At 70.4% G+C, this 19,970-nt stretch carries 23 protein-coding genes and 1 tRNA gene; 13 read left to right on the top strand and 11 right to left on the bottom strand.

Going from position 1 to position 19,970, the window contains the following annotated elements; all coding sequences use genetic code 11:
- Nucleotides 1-36: 36 nt before the first annotated feature.
- Nucleotides 37-864 carry an aldo/keto reductase gene (locus ABD127_RS10145; RefSeq protein ID WP_344200774.1) on the bottom strand — a complete coding sequence of 276 codons (828 nt, stop codon included), beginning with the start codon at nt 862-864 and terminating at the stop codon, nt 37-39.
- Nucleotides 865-926: 62 nt separating this feature from the next.
- Nucleotides 927-2,033 carry a citrate synthase 2 gene (locus ABD127_RS10140; protein ID WP_344200771.1) on the bottom strand — a complete coding sequence of 369 codons (1,107 nt, stop codon included), beginning with the start codon at nt 2,031-2,033 and terminating at the stop codon, nt 927-929.
- 35 nt (nt 2,034-2,068) lie between these two features.
- Here ABD127_RS10140 and pdxH point away from each other — a divergent pair, with 35 nt between their 5' ends.
- The 3 genes from pdxH (at nt 2,069) to ABD127_RS10125 (ending at nt 4,791) form a co-directional block, all read left to right on the top strand.
- The gene (gene pdxH / locus ABD127_RS10135; RefSeq protein WP_344200768.1) at nt 2,069-2,707 is read left to right on the top strand and encodes a pyridoxamine 5'-phosphate oxidase; all 639 of its coding nucleotides are present in this window, start codon (nt 2,069-2,071) and stop codon (nt 2,705-2,707) included.
- A gap of 79 nt (nt 2,708-2,786) precedes the next feature.
- Entirely contained in the window at nt 2,787-3,464 is a 678-nt protein-coding gene (locus ABD127_RS10130; protein WP_344200766.1) for a DedA family protein, read from the top strand.
- 55 nt (nt 3,465-3,519) lie between these two features.
- A complete protein-coding gene (locus ABD127_RS10125; RefSeq protein WP_344200764.1) occupies nt 3,520-4,791 on the top strand; it encodes an MFS transporter in 1,272 nt (423 codons plus the stop codon).
- A 19-nt stretch (nt 4,792-4,810) separates the two neighbouring features.
- Here the strand turns inward: ABD127_RS10125 and ABD127_RS10120 are convergent, their stop codons facing one another.
- Together ABD127_RS10120 and ABD127_RS10115 are read right to left on the bottom strand one after the other, a co-directional pair.
- The gene (locus ABD127_RS10120) at nt 4,811-5,515 is read right to left on the bottom strand and encodes a hypothetical protein (protein ID WP_344200761.1); all 705 of its coding nucleotides are present in this window, start codon (nt 5,513-5,515) and stop codon (nt 4,811-4,813) included.
- 45 nt (nt 5,516-5,560) lie between these two features.
- The gene (locus tag ABD127_RS10115; RefSeq protein WP_344200759.1) at nt 5,561-6,904 is read right to left on the bottom strand and encodes a cryptochrome/photolyase family protein; all 1,344 of its coding nucleotides are present in this window, start codon (nt 6,902-6,904) and stop codon (nt 5,561-5,563) included.
- Nucleotides 6,905-6,959: 55 nt separating this feature from the next.
- On the opposite strand from ABD127_RS10115, the gene ABD127_RS10110 reads away from it, so the two are divergent.
- Complete coding sequence (locus ABD127_RS10110) at nt 6,960-7,649, top strand: iron-dependent transcriptional repressor DtxR (RefSeq protein WP_344200758.1); 690 nt, start codon at nt 6,960-6,962, stop codon at nt 7,647-7,649.
- Between the two features lie 66 nt (nt 7,650-7,715).
- Here the strand turns inward: ABD127_RS10110 and ABD127_RS10105 are convergent, their stop codons facing one another.
- Entirely contained in the window at nt 7,716-8,519 is an 804-nt protein-coding gene (locus tag ABD127_RS10105; RefSeq protein WP_344200755.1) for a DUF1295 domain-containing protein, read from the bottom strand.
- Nucleotides 8,516-9,823, bottom strand: coding sequence for a class I SAM-dependent methyltransferase (locus tag ABD127_RS10100; RefSeq protein WP_344200752.1), 1,308 nt, complete (start codon nt 9,821-9,823; stop codon nt 8,516-8,518). The genes ABD127_RS10105 and ABD127_RS10100 overlap by 4 nt, the downstream gene beginning before the upstream one ends.
- A gap of 91 nt (nt 9,824-9,914) precedes the next feature.
- On the opposite strand from ABD127_RS10100, the gene ABD127_RS10095 reads away from it, so the two are divergent.
- Complete coding sequence (locus ABD127_RS10095) at nt 9,915-10,457, top strand: PGPGW domain-containing protein (RefSeq protein ID WP_344200749.1); 543 nt, start codon at nt 9,915-9,917, stop codon at nt 10,455-10,457.
- Nucleotides 10,454-11,437: a 1-aminocyclopropane-1-carboxylate deaminase/D-cysteine desulfhydrase gene (locus tag ABD127_RS10090; RefSeq protein WP_344200747.1), complete on the top strand. Its 984-nt coding sequence runs from the start codon at nt 10,454-10,456 to the stop codon at nt 11,435-11,437. Before ABD127_RS10095 ends, ABD127_RS10090 begins: the two co-directional genes overlap by 4 nt.
- Before the next feature lie 6 nt (nt 11,438-11,443).
- Here ABD127_RS10090 and ABD127_RS10085 read toward each other — a convergent pair whose 3' ends face one another.
- Nucleotides 11,444-11,704, bottom strand: a complete 261-nt coding sequence (locus ABD127_RS10085) for a WhiB family transcriptional regulator (RefSeq protein WP_425545810.1) — start codon at nt 11,702-11,704, stop codon at nt 11,444-11,446.
- 192 nt (nt 11,705-11,896) lie between these two features.
- Between ABD127_RS10085 and ABD127_RS10080 the strand changes: the two genes are divergently transcribed.
- The 4 genes from ABD127_RS10080 to ABD127_RS10070 all read left to right on the top strand — a co-directional run bounded on the left by ABD127_RS10080 (nt 11,897) and on the right by ABD127_RS10070 (nt 14,592).
- Nucleotides 11,897-12,181 (top strand): MerR family transcriptional regulator, encoded by a 285-nt coding sequence (locus ABD127_RS10080; protein WP_344200745.1) that lies wholly within the window; start codon nt 11,897-11,899, stop codon nt 12,179-12,181.
- A gap of 13 nt (nt 12,182-12,194) precedes the next feature.
- Nucleotides 12,195-12,267: transfer RNA gene (locus ABD127_RS10075), tRNA-Arg, on the top strand.
- Nucleotides 12,268-12,345: 78 nt separating this feature from the next.
- Entirely contained in the window at nt 12,346-12,852 is a 507-nt protein-coding gene (locus ABD127_RS19080; protein WP_425545820.1) for a tyrosine-type recombinase/integrase, read from the top strand.
- 66 nt (nt 12,853-12,918) lie between these two features.
- Complete coding sequence (locus tag ABD127_RS10070) at nt 12,919-14,592, top strand: ATP-dependent nuclease (protein WP_344200743.1); 1,674 nt, start codon at nt 12,919-12,921, stop codon at nt 14,590-14,592.
- Nucleotides 14,593-14,759: 167 nt separating this feature from the next.
- On the opposite strand, the gene ABD127_RS10065 is transcribed toward ABD127_RS10070, so the two are convergent.
- The gene (locus ABD127_RS10065; RefSeq protein ID WP_344200742.1) at nt 14,760-15,686 is read right to left on the bottom strand and encodes a DUF2971 domain-containing protein; all 927 of its coding nucleotides are present in this window, start codon (nt 15,684-15,686) and stop codon (nt 14,760-14,762) included.
- Between the two features lie 582 nt (nt 15,687-16,268).
- Here ABD127_RS10065 and ABD127_RS10060 point away from each other — a divergent pair.
- Genes ABD127_RS10060 through ABD127_RS10050 form a run of 3 tightly spaced genes read left to right on the top strand, consistent with a single transcriptional unit; the run spans nt 16,269 to nt 18,364 of the window.
- The gene (locus ABD127_RS10060; protein ID WP_344200740.1) at nt 16,269-17,213 is read left to right on the top strand and encodes a CE1 family esterase; all 945 of its coding nucleotides are present in this window, start codon (nt 16,269-16,271) and stop codon (nt 17,211-17,213) included.
- A 49-nt stretch (nt 17,214-17,262) separates the two neighbouring features.
- The gene (locus ABD127_RS10055) at nt 17,263-18,189 is read left to right on the top strand and encodes an NAD-dependent epimerase/dehydratase family protein (RefSeq protein ID WP_344200738.1); all 927 of its coding nucleotides are present in this window, start codon (nt 17,263-17,265) and stop codon (nt 18,187-18,189) included.
- A complete protein-coding gene (locus tag ABD127_RS10050; RefSeq protein ID WP_344200737.1) occupies nt 18,182-18,364 on the top strand; it encodes a hypothetical protein in 183 nt (60 codons plus the stop codon). Before ABD127_RS10055 ends, ABD127_RS10050 begins: the two co-directional genes overlap by 8 nt.
- A gap of 56 nt (nt 18,365-18,420) precedes the next feature.
- Here the strand turns inward: ABD127_RS10050 and mscL are convergent, their stop codons facing one another.
- The 3 genes from mscL to ABD127_RS10035 all read right to left on the bottom strand — a co-directional run bounded on the left by mscL (nt 18,421) and on the right by ABD127_RS10035 (nt 19,888).
- A complete protein-coding gene (gene mscL / locus ABD127_RS10045; protein WP_344200734.1) occupies nt 18,421-18,807 on the bottom strand; it encodes a large conductance mechanosensitive channel protein MscL in 387 nt (128 codons plus the stop codon).
- 98 nt (nt 18,808-18,905) lie between these two features.
- Nucleotides 18,906-19,505, bottom strand: coding sequence for an SAF domain-containing protein (locus ABD127_RS10040; protein WP_344200732.1), 600 nt, complete (start codon nt 19,503-19,505; stop codon nt 18,906-18,908).
- Between the two features lie 68 nt (nt 19,506-19,573).
- Nucleotides 19,574-19,888: an FmdB family zinc ribbon protein gene (locus tag ABD127_RS10035; RefSeq protein ID WP_344202608.1), complete on the bottom strand. Its 315-nt coding sequence runs from the start codon at nt 19,886-19,888 to the stop codon at nt 19,574-19,576.
- Nucleotides 19,889-19,970 lie beyond the last annotated feature (82 nt).

The raw sequence follows: 19,970 nt of genomic DNA, 5'->3' as shown, positions 1-19,970 counted from the left end.
GCTCGTGCGCTGCTCGGCGACCCCGGGGCCGGCCGGTCAGGCCCGGTTGAACGTGCTGGGGTCGGGTCCCGTGCGGTGTCCGCGGTCCAGCGAGGTGATCTGCTCGATCTCGGCGTCGGTCAGCGTGACCTCGGTGGCCGCGAAGTTCTCGGCGACGCGCGAGGGCGTGACCGACTTCGGGATCACGACGTTGCCGATCGCCAGGTGCCACGCCAGCACGACCTGGGCGGGAGAGGCGTCGTGCGCGGCGGCGATGCCGGTGATGACGGACTCGTCGAGGACCTCGCCCTGCGCCAGCGGGCTCCACGCCTCGGTCAGGATGCCGTTGGCCGCGTGGTACTCGCGCAGCGAGACCTGGGTCAGGGCCGGGTGCAGCTCGACCTGGTTGATCGACGGCGTCGTCAGTCCCTGGTCGGCCAGCACCTGCAGGTCCTGCGCGCGGAAGTTGGAGACGCCGATCGCGCGGGTGCGGCCGTCGGCGTGCAGCTTCTCGAACGTCTTCCAGGTGTCGACGAACAGGCCGCGCTCGGGCGTGGGCCAGTGGATCAGGTACAGGTCGACGACGTCGAGCCCCAGGCGGTCCAGGCTCGCGTCGAAGGCCGCGAGGGTCGCGTCGGTGCCCTGGTCGGAGTTCCAGAGCTTGGTCGTCACGAACACCTCGGAAGACGGCAGGCCGGACGCCTTGAGGGCGGCGCCCACGGCCTCCTCGTTGCCGTAGATGCGGGCGGTGTCGATGTGTCGGTAACCGACCTCGAGGGCCGTCTCGACGGCCTTCTGGGTCTCGGCCGGATCGACCTGGAAGACGCCGAAGCCGAGCTGGGGGATCGTGACGGAGTCGTTCAGGGGAAGGTCGCGAATGGTCATGCCCCCACGCTAGGGCGTCGGTGGTGAGCCCGCCCGCCCGTCTCAGTCCAGGCGGGTGCCGGTCAGCTGGTGGCCCACTCCGGGTTCCAGCCCTCGATCTCGTCGGCGCGACGCGAGGCCGGGCCGGTGTAGATCGCGGACGGACGGATCAGACGGCCCGTGCGCTTCTGCTCGAGGATGTGGGCGCTCCAGCCGGCCGTGCGGGCGGAGGTGAACATCGCGGTGAACATGTGCGGCGGGATCTCGGCGTAGTCGAGCATGATCGCGGCCCAGAACTCGACGTTGGTCTCGAGCACGCGGTCGGGACGACGCTCGCGGAGCTCCTTGAGCGCGGCCTTCTCGAGGGCCTCGGCGACCTCGGCGCGGGGCGCCTTGAGCTCCTGGGCCGTGCGACGCAGCGTGCGGGCGCGGGGGTCCTGGGCGCGGTAGACGCGGTGGCCGAAGCCCATCAGGCGCTCGCCGGAGTCGAGGAGCTTCTTGACGTACGCCTCGGCGTCGCCCAGCTTCTCGACCTCCTCGATCATCGTCAGCACGCGCGCCGGGGCGCCGCCGTGCAGCGGGCCCGACATGGCGCCCACGGCGCCGGAGAGGGCGGCCGCGGCGTCGGCGCCGGTGGAGGCGATGACGCGGGCCGTGAAGGTGGAGGCGTTCATGCCGTGCTCGGCCGCCGAGACCCAGTAGGCGTCGATCGCCTTGACGTGGTCGGGGTTGACCTCGCCACGCCAGCGCTTGAGGAAGCGCTCGGTGACGGTCGTGCACTGGTCGATCTCGCTCTGCGGCACGAACGGCTGGCCGACACCGCGGGCGGCCTGCGCGACGTAGGAGAGAACCATGACGGCGGCGCGGGCCAGGTCCTCGCGGGCCTGCAGGTCGTCGATGTCGTAGAGCTGCTTCATGCCCCAGGCCGGTGCGGTCAGCGCGATGGCGCTCTGCACGTCGGCGCGGATGTCACCGGAGTGGACCGGGATGGGGAAGGGCTCGGCGGGCGGCAGGCCCGGCTCGTAGGACCCGTCGACCAGGAGGCCCCAGATCTTCTCGAACGGCACGCGGCCGACCAGGTCGTCGATGTCGACGCCGCGGTAGCGCAGGGCCGACCCTTCCTTGTCGGGCTCGGCGATCTCGCTCTCGAATGCGATGACGCCCTCGAGTCCGTGGTGTACCTCAGTCATGAGGCTCATCGTGCCACCCTCGCTACGGTGTGGTCATGGTCACCCCCGATCTGTCCGCGATGCGACGTGAGTACGGCGAGACGGGCCTCGACGAGCAGACGGCGGGCTCCGATCCGTACGCGCTGTTCGACCGATGGCTCGCCGAGGCGGTCGCCGCCGGCATCACCGAGCCCAACGCGATGGCCCTCGCCACGGCCTCGAGCGACGGCGCGCCCTCGGTGCGCATCGTGCTGCTGAAGTCGCTCGACACCGCCGGTGCGGTGTTCCACACGAGCTACGAGTCCCGCAAGGGGACCGAGCTGGAGACGAACCCTCGAGCGGCGGCCGTGCTCCTGTGGCACGACCTCTCGCGGCAGGTGCGGCTGGAGGGGCCGGTCGCGCGGATCAGCGCCGAGGAGTCCGACGCCTACTTCGTGTCGCGCCCGCCGGGCGGCCGGATCAGCGCCGCAGCGTCGCCGCAGTCACGGGTCGTGGCCGACCGCGCCGAGCTCGAGCGGCGCTGGGACGCGGCGGCGGCCTCGCCGGACGCCGGGACCCGCCCGGCCACGTGGGGCGGGCTGCGCCTGCAGGTCGAGTCGTTCGAGTTCTGGCAGGGCCGACCGAACCGTCTGCACGACCGCATCCGCTTCGTCGCCGAGGGCGGCGCGTGGCGGCGGGAGCGTCTGGCGCCCTGAACCGGCTCTGCACCGGGAGTTCACCCGGTCGTCGACGCGCCGTCCGCCGGAGGACGCCCGGCGGGTGGAGGTTGGCCTCGTGCACGTCCTGTGGTCGCTCCTGGCGGGCCTGGGCATCGCGTTCGCGGAGTCCGGGCTCGGGATCGGCATGTTCCTGCCCGGGGAGACGGCGATCGTCGTGCTCACCGCGACGCTCCCGACGTGGGAGCTCATGCTGCTCCTCGGCCTCCTGGTCGCGGTCGGCGCCTGCGCCGGGGACCACGTCGGCTACCTGCTCGGACGCCGCTACGGCGACCGCCTGAGGACCACCCGGGTCGTGCGCCGCCTCGGGGTCGAGCACTTCGACCGCGCGATGGACCTGTTGCGCCGCCGGGGAGCCGTCGCGGTCTTCGGCACCCGGCTGCTGCCGGTGCTGCGCACGATCACCCCGGCCGCCGCCGGGGCGTCGGGCCTGTCCTACCGGGCCTTCGTGACGGCGTCCTTCGCCGGCTCCTGCACCTGGGCGGCGGTCTACGTCGGGGGCGGATCCGTCGTCGCCGTCGCGGCGGACGCGGCCGACGGCCTGTTCGGGCGTGCGGTCTGGATCGGCCTGGTCGTGGCGGTCCTGGTCGCGACGCCGATGGTCGTCGTGCGGGTCGTCGGAGGGGCGCGCCGCGTGGTCGCCGCCCCCGACGTCGTCTCGGCCGAGCGGGCGATCGACGCGCCGCGAGCGCGCCGCTCCTCCTTCTCGCCGTTGATCGGCGAGATCCAGCTCTGATCCACCCTGCGGGACGCGTCGTCCCGCGATGGTTGCGGGGTGCGACGATGTCGCGGTGGATGCACGCACGCGTCGGGGAGCGGGGCTCCTGACCGATCTTCGACCTCTGCGGCACTCGGCCGACTACCGGCGCGTGTGGACCGGCCAGACGATCTCGAACGTCGGCGCGCAGATGACGATCGTCGCCACCGGCTACCAGGTCTACCGCCTGACCGAGTCGTCCTTCGCGGTCGGGCTGATCGGCCTCAGCAGCCTGCTTCCGCTGGTGGCCGGCGGCCTGTACGGCGGGGCGCTGGTCGACGCCTACGACCGCCGCGCCGTCGCGCTCTGGTCGGCCCTGGGGCTCTGGGTCTGCTCGATCGCGTTCCTCGTCCAGGCGCTGCTCGGCAACGAGTCGGTGGGCCTGCTGTACGTGCTCGTCGCCGTGCAGTCGGCGATGTTCGCGGTCAACAACCCGGCGCGAGGGGCGATGCTGCCGCGCCTGCTGCCTCCCGAGCTGCTGCCGGCGGCCAACGCGCTCGGCATGGCCGCGTTCACGCTCGGGTTCTCGGTCGGTGCGCTCGGCGGGGGCGCCGTCATCGCCTGGCACGGGATCGAGGCAGCCTACGCGGTCGACGTCGTGACCTTCACGGCGTCGCTCTACGCGCTGGTGCGCCTTCCGGCGATGCCGCCGCCCAGCGGTGCGCCCTCGGTCCCCGGCCTCCGCTCGGTCGTCGACGGACTGGTCTTCCTGCGCCGGGCCCCGAACGTGCGGGCGACCTTCGTGGTCGACATCGTCGCGATGGTCCTGGCCCAGCCGCGCGCGCTCATGCCGGCCCTCGCGCTGAGCGTGTTCGCCTCGTCAGCCAGCACGCTCGGCCTCCTCCAAGCGGCACCCGCGCTCGGGTCGTTCGCCGCGTTCCTCGTGTCCGGCTGGGTCAGCGGGGTGCGCCGGCAGGGCCTCGCCGTGCTGGTCGCCGTCGCGGTGTACGGCGCTGCCGTCGCGGTGGCGGGGTTCGCCGCGACGGGCGCCGCGGGACTGCTGTGGCTGTGCGTCGGCTGCATCGCGGTGTCCGGTGGTGCCGACATGGTGAGCTCGGCCTTCCGCTCGACGATCCTGCAGACCGCTGCGCCCGACGAGCTGCGGGGCCGGATGCAGGGCATCTTCACCCTGGTCGTCGCGGGAGGTCCGCGTCTCGGCGACTTCCTGATCGGCTCGCTCGCAGCGGGCATGGGCGAGGCGGGCGCGATGGTCGTCGGCGGATCGCTGTGCGTCGTGCTCGTGGCGGTGCTGGCCTGGCGCCAGCCGGGATTTCGCGCGTACGACGCGCGGGAGCCGACGCCCTAGCGCGCGTGGCCGGCAGCGGTCAGGCGAACAGCGCCGGGTCGACCTCGATCCAGACCTGCTCCGACCGTCCGACGAGCGTGCCGTCAGGGCGGTGCAGGGCGGTCGAGGTCATGAACTTGCGTCCGCTGCGGTCGTCGAGGCGTCCGCTCGCGTGCAGGTCCTCGCCGACCTCGACGGGCTCCAGCAGCTGCGCCGTCATGCGCCCCAGGACCATGGTCTGCGCGTTGAAGTCCGCGGCCCACCCACCGGGGCAGTCCAGGGCCGCCCAGGTCACGGGGTCGGGGATCGATCCGCCCACCGCGAGACCGGGGTGGGCGTGCCAGGGGCCGGCGGTCCAGCCCGCGGCGACCGGGCCGGTGAACAGACGCAGCCCCTCGCCCTCGTCGCGCGACGTGCCGCAGGTGAAGCACCGGTCGAACGGGTGGAGGTGGAACCCGGGGTAGCTCGCGAGTCCGGAGGCGACCTTGCTCGCGGACGGGAACGGCAGGGGGTCGCGCTGGAACGACCCGGGTGCCGCGGTGCCGATCAGCGCCCCGCCGTGCGTCTCGAGCCGCACCTCCTCGCCGGCCCGCTCCCACGCGAGCGGGACGTCCAGCGGCGGCGGAAGCTTCAAGGTCGCCGTCACGGGCCCGTCGGTCGTGACCTGGGCCGCGAGCAGACCGCTCACGTAGCCGCCGTTGCCGGAGTGGTCAGGCCCGTTGAAGCGCGCGGGGATCGTCACCATGCGACCACGCTAGGGGGTCCGCGCAGTGGACCGGGGTCGGCCCCGTCAGCGGATCTCCTCGTACCGCGTGAGCGACTCACGCCGCTCCTCGGCGTGGTCGACGACGGGCGCCGGGTAGTCGCTCGGCGGGGTGGGTGCCTTCCACGGCTCGTGCACGAAGCGCGTCTCGACGTCGCGCAGCTCGGGCACCCAGCGCCGCACGTAGGTGCCGTCGGGGTCGAACTTCGCGCCCTGGGCCGTCGGGTTGAAGACCCGGAAGTACGGCGAGGCGTCGGTGCCGCAGCCCGCGGTCCACTGCCAGCCGTGCTGGTTCGAGGCCAGGTCGCCGTCGACGAGCCAGTCCAGGAAGTGGGCGGCGCCGTGCTGCCACTCGACGTGCAGGTCCTTGACCAGGAAGCTCGCCACGATCATGCGGACGCGGTTGTGCATCCAGCCCTCGCCGCGCAGCTGGCGCATGCCCGCGTCCACGATCGGGAACCCCGTGGTGCCCGCGCGCCAGGCCTCGAAGCCGTCGCCCGGCTCGTCGTAGCGCATCTTCTCGAACTTCCGGTCGTAGTAGCCGCGGGCGGAGTCAGGGCGGTGGTGCAGGACGTCGGCGTAGAAGTCGCGGAAGGCGAGCTCACGCACGTAGGCCTCGGCGCCGTCCGACCGCCGCGAGACGAGGTCGGCCAGCAGGGTGCGCGGGTGGATCGTCCCCCACTTCAGGTGCGGCGACATGCGGGAGGTCTCGTCGCGGCCCGGCAGGTTGCGGATGTCGTCGTAGTCGGCGACGTCGTCGACCCACGCGTGCCAGCGGCGCCGCGCCGCCTCCTCGCCGAGGGCGGGAAGGTCGAGGCCCGCAGGGCCGTCCGCGTCGGGGATGCGGTGCGTGCGGCCCTCGGGCCGGATCCACGGAGCGGACCGGACGGCCGGGGCGGGCGCCCGCCAACCGTGCTCGCGCCAGGCTCGGTAGAACGGCGTGAAGACCCGGTACGGCGAGCCGTCCGGCTTCGTCACGCGTCCGGGGGAGACGGCGTAGGCCGATCCGGTGCGCACCAGCGGCACCTCGAGCTCGGCGAGGGCCTGCTCGACGGCCTCGTCGCGCCGCGCGCCGTACGGGCCGTGGTCGGCGCTGACGTGCACCGAGGAGGCCTCGACCGCGCGGGCGATGCGCGGGACCTCGGTGCGGGGATCGCCGTGGACGACGTGCAGGCCGTCGACGCGGTCCGACAGGTCGCGCAGCACGGCGGCGAGGGAGGCTCGACGCACCGGACCGGCGGTGTCCCACAGCCGGTCGTCCAGCACGAACAGCGGCACGACGCCGTCAGGACCGGCCTCGACGGCCTCCCGCAGGGCCGGCTGGTCGTGCAGTCGCAGGTCGCGCCGGAACCACATCACCGAAGTTGTCACCGGCCCATCGTGCGTCCTTGCCCCGCGGTTCGCACGTCATGGAAGAATGAATCCCGTGAGCGACCTGATCGACACCACCGAGATGTATCTCCGCACGATCTTCGAGCTCGAGGAGGAGGGCATCGTCCCTCTGCGCGCCCGCATCGCCGAGCGCCTCCACCAGTCGGGACCGACCGTGAGCCAGACCGTCGCGCGCATGGAGCGCGACGGGCTGCTGACCGTCGAGGGCGACCGCCACCTGGAGCTGTCCGACAAGGGCCGCCAGCTCGCGACGCGCGTCATGCGCAAGCACCGCCTCGCCGAGCGCCTGCTGACCGACGTGATCGGGCTCGAGTTCGAGTTCGTCCACGAGGAGGCCTGCCGCTGGGAGCACGTGATCTCCGAGCAGGTCGAGCGTCGGCTGATCGAGCTCCTGGAGCACCCGACCGAGTCGCCCTACGGCAACCCCATCCCGGGCCTGTCCGAGCTGGGCGAGGACGTCGACGACGGCGACTTCCTGGAGGGTGTGCAGTCGCTGCCGCGCGCCGTGGCGGGCCACGACGAGCCGCAGCGGCTCGTCGTGCGCCGTATCGCCGAGGAGATCCAGAAGGACACGCAGGTCATGTCCGTGCTGCGCCGGGTCGGGGCCCTGCCGGGCAACGACGTGCTCGTGAGCAAGGGGCACGACGGTGTCGTGATCGCCCGCCAGGGCGAGTCGGCCGAGATCGACCACGACGCCGCGGTCCACATCTTCGTCTCCAGCTGAGGCGCGCGGCTCGGCCCGTGGTCACCACACGGGCCGAGGTGTGCCGCCTGCGACTCCGCCCGGGGGTCAGGCCTTCTTGGGGAACCAGGGGATGAAGCCGCTCGTCCGGCGGACGTACTCGTCGTAGCCGGGCTTGGACTTCTTCATGCCCTTCTCGTTGTTCGCCGCGCCCGTGACCTTGGTCAGGAAGAACGCCATCGCGATCGGGCTGAAGGCCGTGGCCAGCCCGATCCACGACGACGCGGCGACGAGCCAGAGGCCGGCCCACACGCAGGCGTCACCGAAGTAGTTCGGGTGCCGGGTGTAGCGCCACAGGCCCTGGTCCATGAGCTGGCCCTGGTGGGCGGGGTCGGACTTGAACCGGGCGAGCTGGGCGTCGCCGACCGACTCGAACACGAAGCCGAGCAGCCACACGGCCGCGCCGACGCCGACGAGCCACCAGATCGGGTCCTGGGTGCCGGCGCCCACCATGAGCGGCGTCGCGACGAGGTACATCGCGATGCCCTGCGGCAGGAAGACCCGCTTGAGCGCGACCTCCGCGAACGAGCGGCCGTCCTGCTCGGCGAGCTCCGCGTAGCGCGGGTCCTCGGCCTTGCCGTGGTTGCGGCGGTGCAGGTAGGTCGCCAGGCGCAGCCCCCACACGGCGGTCAGGCCGGCCAGGACCCACGGCAGCACGGGGTCGGCGTCGCCGGTGAGCGAGACCAGCGCGCTGGCCAGGCCGACGGCTACGAACCCCAGCGGCCACAGCGTGTCCACGATCGTGAGGCGCTCGGTGCGCTTCGCGCTCGTCAGGCCCGCTGCCATCACCGCGAGCACGACCGCGAGCCCGACGCCGAGCGCCGTCAGGCTGACCGAGAGGTCGGCGCTCATGCCAGCCAGGCGAGCTGCGACGTCGGCATGTCACTGACGCCGGCCGGGGAGGGCTTAACCGCGACGATCTGGTCGACACCCATCCGGTTCTCCTCGAACGCCAGCGAGCCGCCCGCGAGGTAGAGGCGCCAGACGCGCGCCATCTCCTCGCCGACCAGCGACACCGCGGTGCCCCAGTTCGACTCCAGGTTCTCGGCCCACCCGGCGACCGTGGCCGGGTAGTGCTCGCGCATCGCCTGGACGTCGCGGATCTCGAGACCCGCGCCGGCGATGAGCTCCAGCGTCCGGTGCAGCGGCTTCATGTGCATGTCGGGCGCGATGTAGGTCTCGATGAACGGGCCGCCGCCGGGACGATCGCCCTTGGCCCCGTTGCTGCGCGACATCTGCTGGATCATGACGCGGCCGCCGGGACGCAGGTAGCGGTAGATCGCGGAGGTGAAGACCTCGTACTCGGCGTCGCCGACGTGCTCGCCCATCTCGACCGAGGCCACCGCGTCGATCTCGCCGTCGCCGACACCGGCGCCCGAGAGGTCGCGGAAGTGGCGCAGGCTCACGTTGACGCGGTCGCCGATGCCGCGCTCGGCGGCGCGCTTGTGCACGAAGTCGCGCTGCTCGGTCGACAGGGTCACGCCGGTCACGCGCACGCCGTACTTCTCGGCGGCGTGCAGGGTCAGCGAGCCCCAGCCGCAGCCGATGTCGACCAGGTGCATCCCCGGCTCGAGGGCCAGCTTGCGGCAGATCAGGTCGAGCTTCGCGGTCTGCGCCTCCTCGAGCGACCACTCCGGCTCGCGGTGGTAGCCGGAGGAGTAGGCCATGTTCGGGTCCAGGATCAGCTCGTAGAACTCGTTCGAGAGGTCGTAGTGGTGGCTGATCGCCGCCAGGTCGCGCTCGCGGCTGTGCAGGTCACCCGTCAGGACGGCCTCGGCGAGCGGAATCTGCGGCCGACGCCCGACCAGGCGGTAGCGCGCGGCCAGGCCGAGGGCGCGGGCGACGTGCCTCGGGCGGATGCGCGGGCGTCCGGCCTCGGGATCGGCGGCCCGGGCCTCGCGGACGGCGGCCCACATCGCGCGGAGTCCGTCGGACAGGTCACCCTCGATGTCGAGGTGGCCCTGCACGTAGGCGCGGGCGATGCCCAGCTCGCCCGGCTGCCAGAGCAGGTGGCGGATCGCGGCGCGGTCGTGGATCACGACGACCGTGGCGCCGGCGGGGCCGGCCTCGGATCCGTCCCAGGCGCGGAGCCGGACGGGGAGGGGAAGGCCGAGAACGTCCTCGGCGAGGGAGAGAAGGCGGGAAGCGGCAGTCACCGGACCATTGCACCGTGTGCGCGCCGTTCGCGCCAACTGAAATCGTGTGATCCGTCGGCACGCCCCGCGAGCCGAGTGGCATCATGAGGGCATGAACGGGGAGGCTCGGCCGACCGGGCGCCGGACGTGGGGTGCACGCCTGCGGGCATGGGCAGATCGCACGGGCACCGAGGTGCTCGGCTGGATCCTGATCCCTGTCGGGATCGTCCTGATGCCGCTGCCCGGGCCGGGCATGCTGATCGTGGTCGGAGGCTTCGCCCTCCTCGCGCGCCACTACACGTGGGCCCGCCAGCTGCTCGAGCCGCTGCAGCGCAAGGCGGTCGAGGCCGCCCGGTACGGCGTCGCCACGTGGCCGCGCATCGTGCTGAGCGCGCTCGGTGGCGTCTGGCTCTTCGCGATCGGCGTGGTCTGGATCGTCGGTCCGACCATCCCGGAGTTCGAGGTGCTCAACGTGGGCTTCGGCCCCGAGCTGCCGGCCCAGGGATGGGTCACGGGTCTCGGTGTGATCGCCTCCGCGATCGTCGCCTGGGGGCTGCTGGCCTACAGCGTCGCGCGCTGGCGCACGCCCGAGGTGGACGTGCTGCCGGACCCGGTGGCCGAGGTCGTCGAACCGGTCGAACCGGCGGAGGCGTGACCTTCCTGCACGACCGGTTCCCCGGAGCCGATCTGCCCCACGTGCCCCTCGGGGCACGGCCGACGCCGGTGCGACGCCTCGAGTCGTGGGGGAGCAACGTCTGGCTCAAGGACGAGAGCGCCTTCGGCGACGGGCACTGGGGCGGCAACAAGGTGCGCAAGCTCGAGTGGATCATCCCCGAGGCGCACCGCCGGGGTCGGCGGACCTTGTTCACGGTCGGCGGCATCGGGACGCACTGGGGCCTCGCGGCAGCGCTGTACGGGCGGGAGCACGGGCTCCGCACCGTGCTCGGCCTGGTCGACCAGCCGGTCGACGACCACGTCCGCGACCAGCTCGCACGGCTCGGGGCCAGCGGCGCGCTCGTGCACCGGTACCCGTCGGTCGGACGCCTGAAGCTCGCGGCGCCGGGCCTCCTGCTCCGCTACCGGGAGGGCCTGCGCCTGCCGTACTACCTCCCCGCCGGGGGATCGTCCCCCGTCGGCACGCTCGGGTACGTCGACGCCGGGCTGGAGATCGCCGACCAGGTCAGGTCCGGCATGCTCCCGGAGCCGGCCGTGGTGGTCACGCCGGTCGGGTCGGCCGGCACCGCTGCAGGGCTGATGGTGGGACTCCAGCTCGCGGGGCTCGCGACGCGCGTGGTCGGGATCGTCGTCAACGACTCGTTCCGGCTCGACGCCGAGGTCGTCACGCGGCTGGCGAACGCGACGGTCGACCTGCTGCGTCGCCGGAACGCCGAGATCGACGTGGTCCTGCACGAGTCGGACCTGGACGCGACCGACGACTACCTCGGCAGCACCTACGGCGCCTCGACCCCGGAGGGTCTGGCAGCGCTGGAGGCGGCCCGCGCTGACGGGCTCGAGCTCGAGCCCGTGTACACCGCCAAGGCGTTCGCGGCGGTGCGGGACATCGCGCCCCGCACCGCCGGTCCGGTCCTGGTGCTGAACACCCACGGGCCCCGAGGCCCACAGGCGTTCAGCTGAGCGCGATCAGCTGACGCGGCGCTCGCGGATCAGGTGCTCGCGCTCGTCGACCGTGAGTCCGCCCCACACGCCGTACGGCTCCCGCGCCGAAAGGGCGTGGTCGCGGCACTGGTCGAGGACGGGGCACCGGCCGCAGACGGCCTTGGCGCCCTGCTCGCGGAGCTGCTTGGCAGCGCCCCGCTCGGCCTCGGGTGAGAAGAAGACGGACGAGTCGAGTCCGACGCACGCGCCGGAGTGCTGCCACTCGTAGACGTCGATCAGTGGCATCGGAAGTCGCTTGAGGTTCGGCATCTTGGAGGCCCCCCTGGTCTCGAAGATCATGCTCGCTGGCCGATGTGGCCGAGGTCCCGTTGCGTTCGAAACCGATTCATAACCTACTCAAAACTTGTTCAGAGATGCAAGATGTCTGAACAAGTTTTATGGTCGAGGGGCAATCTCGACTCCGGGGGGAGGGCAACGATGGCCGATCCGCACGAGGCTGCTGAGGCCGAGCCCACGCCCGGTGAGGGGCTCACGTGGGGCGTCAGCGCCGCCGCCGACCAGCTCGGCGTGGCCACGTCGACCCTGCGGACCTGGGACCGTCGGTACGACGTCGGTCCGGCGTTCCGCACCACGGGCGGGCACCGCAGGTACAGCGCGGCCGACATCGACCGAGTCCGCCGCATGGCCGATCTGATCGACGCCGGGGCCACGCCGGAGTCGGCCGCGCGGGTCGTGCTCGACGCCGTACCGCCCGTGGAATGATGGGGCCGTCCCCGCCCCCGTAGCTCAGGGGATAGAGCAACGGTTTCCTAAACCGCAGGTCGGAGGTTCGAATCCTCTCGGGGGCACCGCGAAAGGGTGCGCGTGTAGACGAGTTGAAGGCCGAGGGCGATGAGTTGCTGGTCAAGGTCCTTGCCTAGACAGATCTGCGGCGTGGTGAAGCCGCTGGCCTCCGGCTCCGCCACCTCGATCCCCTGCGGAACAGAGTCCGCGTCGCGGAGGCAGTGGTCGCGGCGCCTGGTGGCGGATGGATTGTTGAGGCGCCGAGGACGAAACTCAGTCGCCGCCACGTTCCCGTTTCACCGACGCTGATGGGGCAAGTGCTGGACTTTGCGCGACGTACGGGCACTGCACGCGACGACTACCTCTGGGGGAGTGGGTCACGGCCACGAGACCTCGCAAGTTTCTACCGGCGTCGGTTCGCGGCAGCCGCCCGAGTCGCTGGTCTGGCACCGGTTCGTATCCACGACCTCCGGCACACGTACGCCTGTCTCATGTCCCACCTAGGCCACCGGGCTGTCGAGGTTTCCGCGTGGATGGGACACGCGAACGTCGCCTTCACGCTGCAGACCTACACGCACCTTTTCGAAGACAGGGAGCACGAAGAGCAGCGCTGTGCGAGGCTCGACGCTGCCTTCTTGAGCGAGCGGTAACTCTCTAGATCCAGCCTCGGCCGACCCCTCAGTGGTTTACGGTCCTCGAAAAGGATTGGAGATAGGGTGGAGCTGACGGGACTTCGAGTTCGACTTTTCCGGACAATCGGCCCGACCGAGGTCGGCTTGCCGCTGGGTGCCCCCCTGACGGTTGTTGGCCCGAACAACAGCGGCAAGACCAACATGTTGCGGGCCATCGAGATGCTCTTCACTGGGCACGACAACGACTTCGGGTACACCCGAGAACGGGACCTGACGTTCAGCAGTGGTTCTGCGAAGACAAGCCTTCAAGCCACATTCGCGGGCGACCCCATCGAGGACAAGGACTTCTTCGAGGCGTTCGACCGCCTGAACGCCATGTATGAGCGGCAGCGCTCAGACGACACCGTGAGCTTGTCCCTCGTGTTCTCGCCCTCGGGCAGCCCGGTCTACCAGTTCTTCCCGAACGTCAAGAAACCCGGGGACTCGACCGCGCAGAATCAGATCAACAAGTTGCAGCGACAGCTCGTGACAGACCTGCTGTCGAAATTCTCGTGCCACTACATCCCCTCCGAAAAAAGCATCTCGCAACTCTATGACGAAGTGCTGAACCCGTACCTTCGTACGGTCGCCGCGTCCGCTGTTGAGCCTCGGATTAAGCAACTCGAGAACGATCTGATGGACGTTGCGAAGGGTTTGAATGGCGAGCTCGCTGCCGTCGGACTGAGTTCACTCACCGCGTCGTTCGGACTACCCGACGGACGCATCGACGGGCTGCTTTCCAGATTTGACTTCAGCATGGAAGACCCGAACAAGACTCCAATTGCCCAGAAGGGCCAGGGGATCCAAAGCACTGCGTTCCTCGCGGCCTTGAAGTGGGTCTCGCAGCAAGAGCTGAAGGTTGGTCGAAAGAGCATCTGGCTGTTGGAGGAACCCGAGTCGTACCTACACCCGCAACTCATGTCCACGGTTAGTTCACTGCTCAAGAGGCTGTCAGAAGTTGCCATGGTCGTAACGTCGACGCACGCGTTGAGCTTCGTTCCGAACTCCGTCGATCAGATCGTGGGAGTTCGACTCGACTCTTCGGGCCACACGGAGGCGGTGCGCTACAGGAACTCCGTCGAAGCCGGATCGGACCTTCGGGCGGCCCTGGGCGTTCGCTTCTCGGACTATTACAACTTGGGTGAGTACAACGTTGTCGTCGAGGGTCCGTCCGACAAGCGTTTGCTCAACTGGTACCTCGATTTCGTCCCCGAGGCTGAAAGCGAACTTGCATGCCTACGACAAGCCGAGATCCAAGACCACGGAGGCGTGAAGCACATGGGGGGCTGGCTCCGAGCCACGTTCGCCATCGTGCGCGACGAGCGGCCATTGGTGGCGCTGTTCGACGGGGACCTCGCCGGCGAGAAGGAACGGAAGGATCTGGTTCGTTTCCTGGGGAACAAGCAGATTCCCTATCAGGCGAACCGGCAGTACGTGGTTTGCAGGGCGGGGTTTCCGATCGAAGCGCTATTCCCGGATGAGTGGCTCGCGGATTTGTATGACCAGCATCCGCAATGGTTCGCGGACTTTTCAGTCGACGCCAGCGGAACGCTCGTAGCCATGGAGATCCGTGACGCGAACAAGAAGTCCGTCATGAACGCTCTGATCGATCGAGCAGAGAGCGAGCCTACCGACGCCTGGCGCACGCGGTTGGATGACGTGGTTAATGCCCTGAACGAGGCGCTTGCCGTCCAGCAGGCGGTGCTAGAGATAGTTTGAGCAACCGCAGGTCAAAGTCGGTGATGCTGGCGGTGCGATCCGCGGGGGATGTGGTTTCGACGTTGGAGCGGCTCGTGGCGCTGCGGGACGCCGGCGCTTTGACAGCAGGAGAGTTTGAGGCGGAGAAGAGGCGCGCTCTCGGAAGTAGGTAGCGGAGTGCGAAGGCCTCAGGGCCGGAACGGCACGGTCGATCCGGAGATGGTGACGTTGCTATATCCCACTATGTCCAATAATTGCTGCACCGCCAACTGTTCCCGCTCGAAATCGAGTCCTGGACCTACTCGAATCTCGCGGACCGGTGAATCTGCCGATGAACCTTGAAACGGTACGGAGCGGAAGGGGACGAGCCCGCCTGCGCTAGGCCGCACGTCCGCTTCGGAGGACTCATTTCCGATCATGGTTATGAGCCGCCACTCCTGCTCCTCCGAAAACGAAGGGTCCTTGAATCTCGCCGCGAGCGCATCCAAGTTTCCGACTTCGCGGTCAAACCGCCAGATCTTCGAGCCGATCTCGGCAGCCAAGCTGTCGGCCACCGGGTTGCGGCCCCCTACGGCGGTCTGCAGCCCGCCGCCAAGCGCTTCGCGCCAGGCGTTTGCTACCCGCTGCGCCCACTCACGAAAGGTGCCCTGGTCGTCGTCGCGGGCGTACACGACAGGCAGGAACAGCCCAGCACGCCCGGCGATCCATCGTCTCGCCAAATCATTAGTGTCGAAGCCGATAGCAAAGCCACCAGGGCTGGAGTAACCGCGCCACTGACTCAGAAGATCGCCGTCGGCGCAGAAGCATGAAACTGCGGTGCGAACGTTGTGCCGCCAGCCACGCTCGAGGTACAGCGACAGTCCCGCGAAATCGGCACCATCCACTTCGTCTTCAAGCGCTGCGCGAAGGCGATTCTTGCCGTGGCTCAGCTCGTGTCGGTCATTCAAGAACATGGCATCGGTAGCCCAGATCGCTCCTGATCGGAGAATTCCGATGAGGCCGCTCTGGTCCGTGTAGTGCCAGACGAGGCTAGGGGCTACCCGCTCGACCTCTGCGACAAGATTCTCGAGTGCCTCGTCGCCGGTGTTCTCGAGATCATCTGGACTTGTGTACACGACTCAAGGATGCCGCAGTTCGCTCCCAACAGGCGCCGCTTTCGGGGGGGGCTTGCCCGATTCAACCGCCCACATTTGAGACTACGACTTCATTCTGGCCCGCGTGTACTTGGCATCGTGATCGCCGACTTCGATCTCCTGGGCGAGGGTGAGGGCTTCGGACGTGCGTCGGACCGTAGCGACGGACAGATTGAGGTCAGCGGCGATAGCGCCGACGGTCTTGCCCTTGGCTCGTCGAGCTGCGACCTCCTCGGCGTCCTTTGGTTCCGGGGCCCCGGAACGAGGTAGGGCAACGACCGAAATGTGCCGTTGCGGCGCATACGGACCAGCCGCACCGATTTGGCTGCCAGTGCCTCCCTGCAACGACGGAAGATGCTGCGACGGGTGGATTCGCATTCCTAAGCCGCAGGTCGGAGGTTCGAAACCTCTCGGGGGCACTGCGTCGGCTCCCGGCGGTCGAGGTCGGCCCTTCGAGGCTCCTCGATCCTCTTCGCACCTCAAGGCGCGGGAAGCCGACCCAGCGCCGGAGGAGTAGTCGAGGGTTCCTCGGCCGGCGCTGGATCGCTCCGGCAGACTGGTCCCATGCGGACGAGGGGATGGCTCGCGCGAGCCCTGGTGGCAGTCAGCGTGGCCGTCGTGCTCACGGCCTGCACGTCGGAGCCCGACACGAAGGACCAGTCCGAGGAGACGAGCGCGCCGCCGTCCGGCCCCTGCGAGGTCGCGCCGGAGGACGGCGACGTGATCCACAGCATCACCGTCGGCGGCGAGGAGCGGCAGTACCGGCTCTTCGCCCCCGAGGGTCTGCCCACCGACACGCGCGTCCCCGTGGTCTACCTGTTCCACGGGCTGGGGCAGAACCCCGAGGACGCGGTGAAGTACACGGCCTTCGACAAGGCGGCGGACGAGCACGGCTTCATCGTCGTCGCCCCGCTCGGCGGCGACGAGGGTCCGGGCTGGGACATCGCCTCCACGGTCAACGCCAAGGGCTCCGACCTCGGCTTCGTCAAGGCCCTCACGGACGCCGTCGTCGAGCGGCACTGCGCCGACCCCGAGCGGCAGTACGCCGCCGGGATGTCGAACGGCTCCGCCCTGCTGTTCGCCGCCGCGTGCTCGGGCGACTTCCCCTTCGCCGCCTACGGCGGAGTGGCCTACCTGACCTACGGCCCGGGCTGCGACACCGTGCCACCGACGTCGTTCATCTACTTCCACGGCTCGAGCGACGTCGCCGTCCCGTACACCGGGGGAGCGACGCCGCTGGGCGTGGCTGAGCCGGTCACCGAGACGCTGTCGGCCTGGGTGACCAAGGACGAGTGCGGCGACCCGCAGGACTACGAGGAGCCGGCCGCCGACATCCAGCACTGGACCTGGGGCTGCGCGGACGACGCGCGGATCGAGGCCTTCGTCGTGCTCGGCGGCGGACACACCTGGCCCGGCGCGACCGGGGTGGGCGGGCAGGGCCAGACCACCACGTCCATCCAGGCGACGGTCGAGATGGTGCGGTTCTTCGGTCTCGCCGACCAGGGCTGACCACAGGCGCGTCGCGTAGGATCGATGGTCCGCGCGATTCGTTCTGGAGGTGAGTGGTCCGGTGCAGGTGTTCGTGACCGGAGCATCCGGGGTGGTCGGACGCGCCGCCGTCCGCGCCCTGGTCGACGACGGGCACGACGTCCGGGGGCTCGTCCGCTCCCGCGAGGCTGCCCGGGTCGTGAGCGGCCTCGGAGCCGAGCCGGTCGCCGCCGAGCTGTTCGACGGCACCGAGCTGGCCGAGGCGATGCGCGGGTGCGACGCGGTCGCGAACCTGGCCACCAAGGTCCCCGTGGGATCGGCGGCGCTCCGTCCCGGGTCGCTGCGGGAGATCGACCGCCTGCGCATCCGGGGCTCCCGCATCGTCGCCGCCGCCGCGCGGCGAGCCGAGGTCGAGGTGCTCGTCCACCAGAGCCTCAGCTTCGTGTACGCCGACGCCGGCGAGGACTGGATCGACGAGGACGGCCTCGTCGAGGTCTCGCGGGCGACCGAGCCGGTCGTGGTCGCCGAGGACCACATGGAGGCCTTCACCCGCGACGGCGGCCGGGCGGTGTGCCTGCGGCTCGGGCTCGTCACCGGGACCGACCCCAACACCGCCTGGCAGGTCCGACGGGCCGCCTCGGGCCGCGCCTTCACCCTGGGCGACCCCCGCTCCTGGATGCACGTGGTGCACCCGGACGACGCCGGGTCGGCCGTCGCCCACGCCCTGCAGGCGCCGGCTGGCATCTACAACGTCGGATCCGATCCGGTGCGCCGCGGCGAGTACGCCGCCGTCGTGGCGTCGGTCGCGGGAGGCCCGCCGCCGCGTCCGCTGCCGGCCTGGGTCCGCCGCGTCGGCGCCGAGAAGCTCGAGATCCTGACGCGCTCGCAGCGGGTGAGCTCGCAGCGCTTCGCCGACGGGACGGGCTGGACGCCCACGCGGCCCGTGCTCAGCGCCTCCTGGCTCACGACGCCGGACCGGGAGCGGGCCCGTGGCTGACCCGGCCCCGGACCCCGCAGTCGCGGCGAGGCGCGAGCGGCTGCGCCGGGCAGCCGAGCTGCTTGGCGACCTGGAGCCGTCGGGCACGCGTGACGACACCGACCAGGGGTGGGGCGAGTCCCCGGGAGGCAACGACGCCGAGCTGCGGCGCAACGTCCCTCCCCATCACGGCTGACGGGACCGACCCGAGGGCCGGTCCCGTCATCGTGTCGTGCGCGCCGCCGTGACGACTCAGAGGTCGCGGCGGGCCACCAGGGCGTCGCGGATCTCGCGCAGCAGCTCGATGTCCTCGGCGACGCCCTCCGGCTCGGGCTCCACGCCTCGCGCACGGAGCTCGTTGAGCTTCTTCATCGGGACGACGATCGCGAAGTAGACGACCGCAGCCGTGAGGACGAACGTGATGACGGCGTTGATGAACGCGCCGTAGGTGAAGACCTGGCCGTTGATCGTGAAGGTGCCGCCGTCGACGCCACCGCCGCCGATCAGGCCGATCAGCGGGTTGATGAACGAGCCCGTGAACGCTGCCACGAGCGCGGTGAACGCGGTGCCGATGACCACGGCGACCGCGAGGTCGACGATGTTGCCTCGGAGCAGGAAGTCCTTGAAACCCTTGATCATGTCGCACCCTTCGAGATGGTTGAGGTCAGAACGGGACAGGCTCGGGGAGAGCCTGATCGGCCAAAATACTCCAGGCCTGGCCGGGTGACACCCCCCGCTCAGGTGGCGATCACGGTCAGTCCGGCCTCGAGCCCCGCCGTGGCGACGGCCAGGGCCGCCGCGCTGGGAGCCACCAGGCCGACGACGTCGTCCACGCCGTCGGCCGTCGTGGCGGACGGGAGCACCGCGACGACGGCCGAGGCGGCGACGACCGAGGGTGGCGACTCGCCGTGCGGGTCGATCGCGACGACGTCGACCCGGTCGCCGACCCGGAGCCCGCTCACGACGGCGGGGTCGGAGACGCGAACCGTGGCGAGCGCTGGGTCCTCCACGCCGTAGCCCGCCAGGTCGCGGGCGTCGACGACCCGGCGGTCGGTGACGACCTCGCCCGCGCGGACGGGGCCGGCCAGGGCGCGGCCGACGGCGTCGTCGCTCGAGGCGAGCGCGTGCTCCGGGACGGCGTCGACCGGGAGGTCGACGGTGCGCAGGTGCGTGGTGGTCAGCACGGTGCCCGCGTCGAGGTCGTCGCGGACCACGACGGCCCTGCGGGTGTCGTCCTCGCCGCGCAGTCCCGCCGCGAGGAGCAGGACGGCGAGCCCGGCGCAGGTCGCGGCGAGCAGGCGGCGGTGGGCGAAGACGAGACGGTCCAGGAGGTCCATCCCGGCAGGCTAGGTGGGCCGGACCTCGAGGTGCTGGGACTCGTCCACAGGCCGGAGCGGAGAGCGGGTCAGGCCGCGGAGCCCGAGCCGCCGGAACCCGTGGAGCTGGGCGTGCTCGAGCTGCTCGAGGAGCTGCTGGACGAGGTCGAGGACGACCCCGACGTCGAGCTGCCCGACGAGGACCCGGCGGAGGCGGAGGTGCTGGTGCTGCGGGAGTCGTTGCGGTAGAAACCGGACCCCTTGAAGACGACGCCGACGGCGTTGAAGACCTTGCGCAGACGACCCTGGCAGGCGGGGCACACGGTCAACGCGTCGTCGCTGAACGACTGCTGGACCTCAAGGCCTTCACCGCACTCGGTGCACTGGTACTGATAGGTGGGCACTGGACTGACTCCGACACTCATGACGACTCGTGGACGTAACCGCTCAAGGGTACAGTTGGCGCCACTGTGAACGAGCCTCCGA

The sequence above is a fragment of the Aeromicrobium alkaliterrae genome, assembly GCF_039529015.1.
GTDB classification, from domain to species: Bacteria; Actinomycetota; Actinomycetes; order Propionibacteriales; family Nocardioidaceae; genus Aeromicrobium; species Aeromicrobium alkaliterrae.
The sequence above is the reverse complement of the archived record's forward strand: the minus strand, read 5'-3'. Positions and strand labels throughout refer to the sequence as shown.

Excerpts from the sequence above, each read along its gene's own strand:
- ABD127_RS10140 (WP_344200771.1), bottom strand. The coding sequence starts at position 2,033 with ATGACTGAGGTACACCACGGACTCGAGGGCGTCATCGCATTCGAGAGC.
- ABD127_RS10060 (WP_344200740.1), top strand. The coding sequence starts at position 16,269 with ATGCGGACGAGGGGATGGCTCGCGCGAGCCCTGGTGGCAGTCAGCGTG.
- ABD127_RS10080 (WP_344200745.1), top strand. The coding sequence starts at position 11,897 with ATGGCCGATCCGCACGAGGCTGCTGAGGCCGAGCCCACGCCCGGTGAG.
- ABD127_RS10040 (WP_344200732.1), bottom strand. The coding sequence starts at position 19,505 with ATGGACCTCCTGGACCGTCTCGTCTTCGCCCACCGCCGCCTGCTCGCC.
- ABD127_RS10095 (WP_344200749.1), top strand. The coding sequence starts at position 9,915 with ATGAACGGGGAGGCTCGGCCGACCGGGCGCCGGACGTGGGGTGCACGC.
- ABD127_RS10105 (WP_344200755.1), bottom strand. The coding sequence starts at position 8,519 with ATGAGCGCCGACCTCTCGGTCAGCCTGACGGCGCTCGGCGTCGGGCTC.
- ABD127_RS10145 (WP_344200774.1), bottom strand. The coding sequence starts at position 864 with ATGACCATTCGCGACCTTCCCCTGAACGACTCCGTCACGATCCCCCAG.
- ABD127_RS10085 (WP_425545810.1), bottom strand. The coding sequence starts at position 11,704 with ATGCCACTGATCGACGTCTACGAGTGGCAGCACTCCGGCGCGTGCGTC.
- pdxH (WP_344200768.1), top strand. The coding sequence starts at position 2,069 with ATGGTCACCCCCGATCTGTCCGCGATGCGACGTGAGTACGGCGAGACG.
- ABD127_RS10120 (WP_344200761.1), bottom strand. The coding sequence starts at position 5,515 with ATGGTGACGATCCCCGCGCGCTTCAACGGGCCTGACCACTCCGGCAAC.
- mscL (WP_344200734.1), bottom strand. The coding sequence starts at position 18,807 with ATGATCAAGGGTTTCAAGGACTTCCTGCTCCGAGGCAACATCGTCGAC.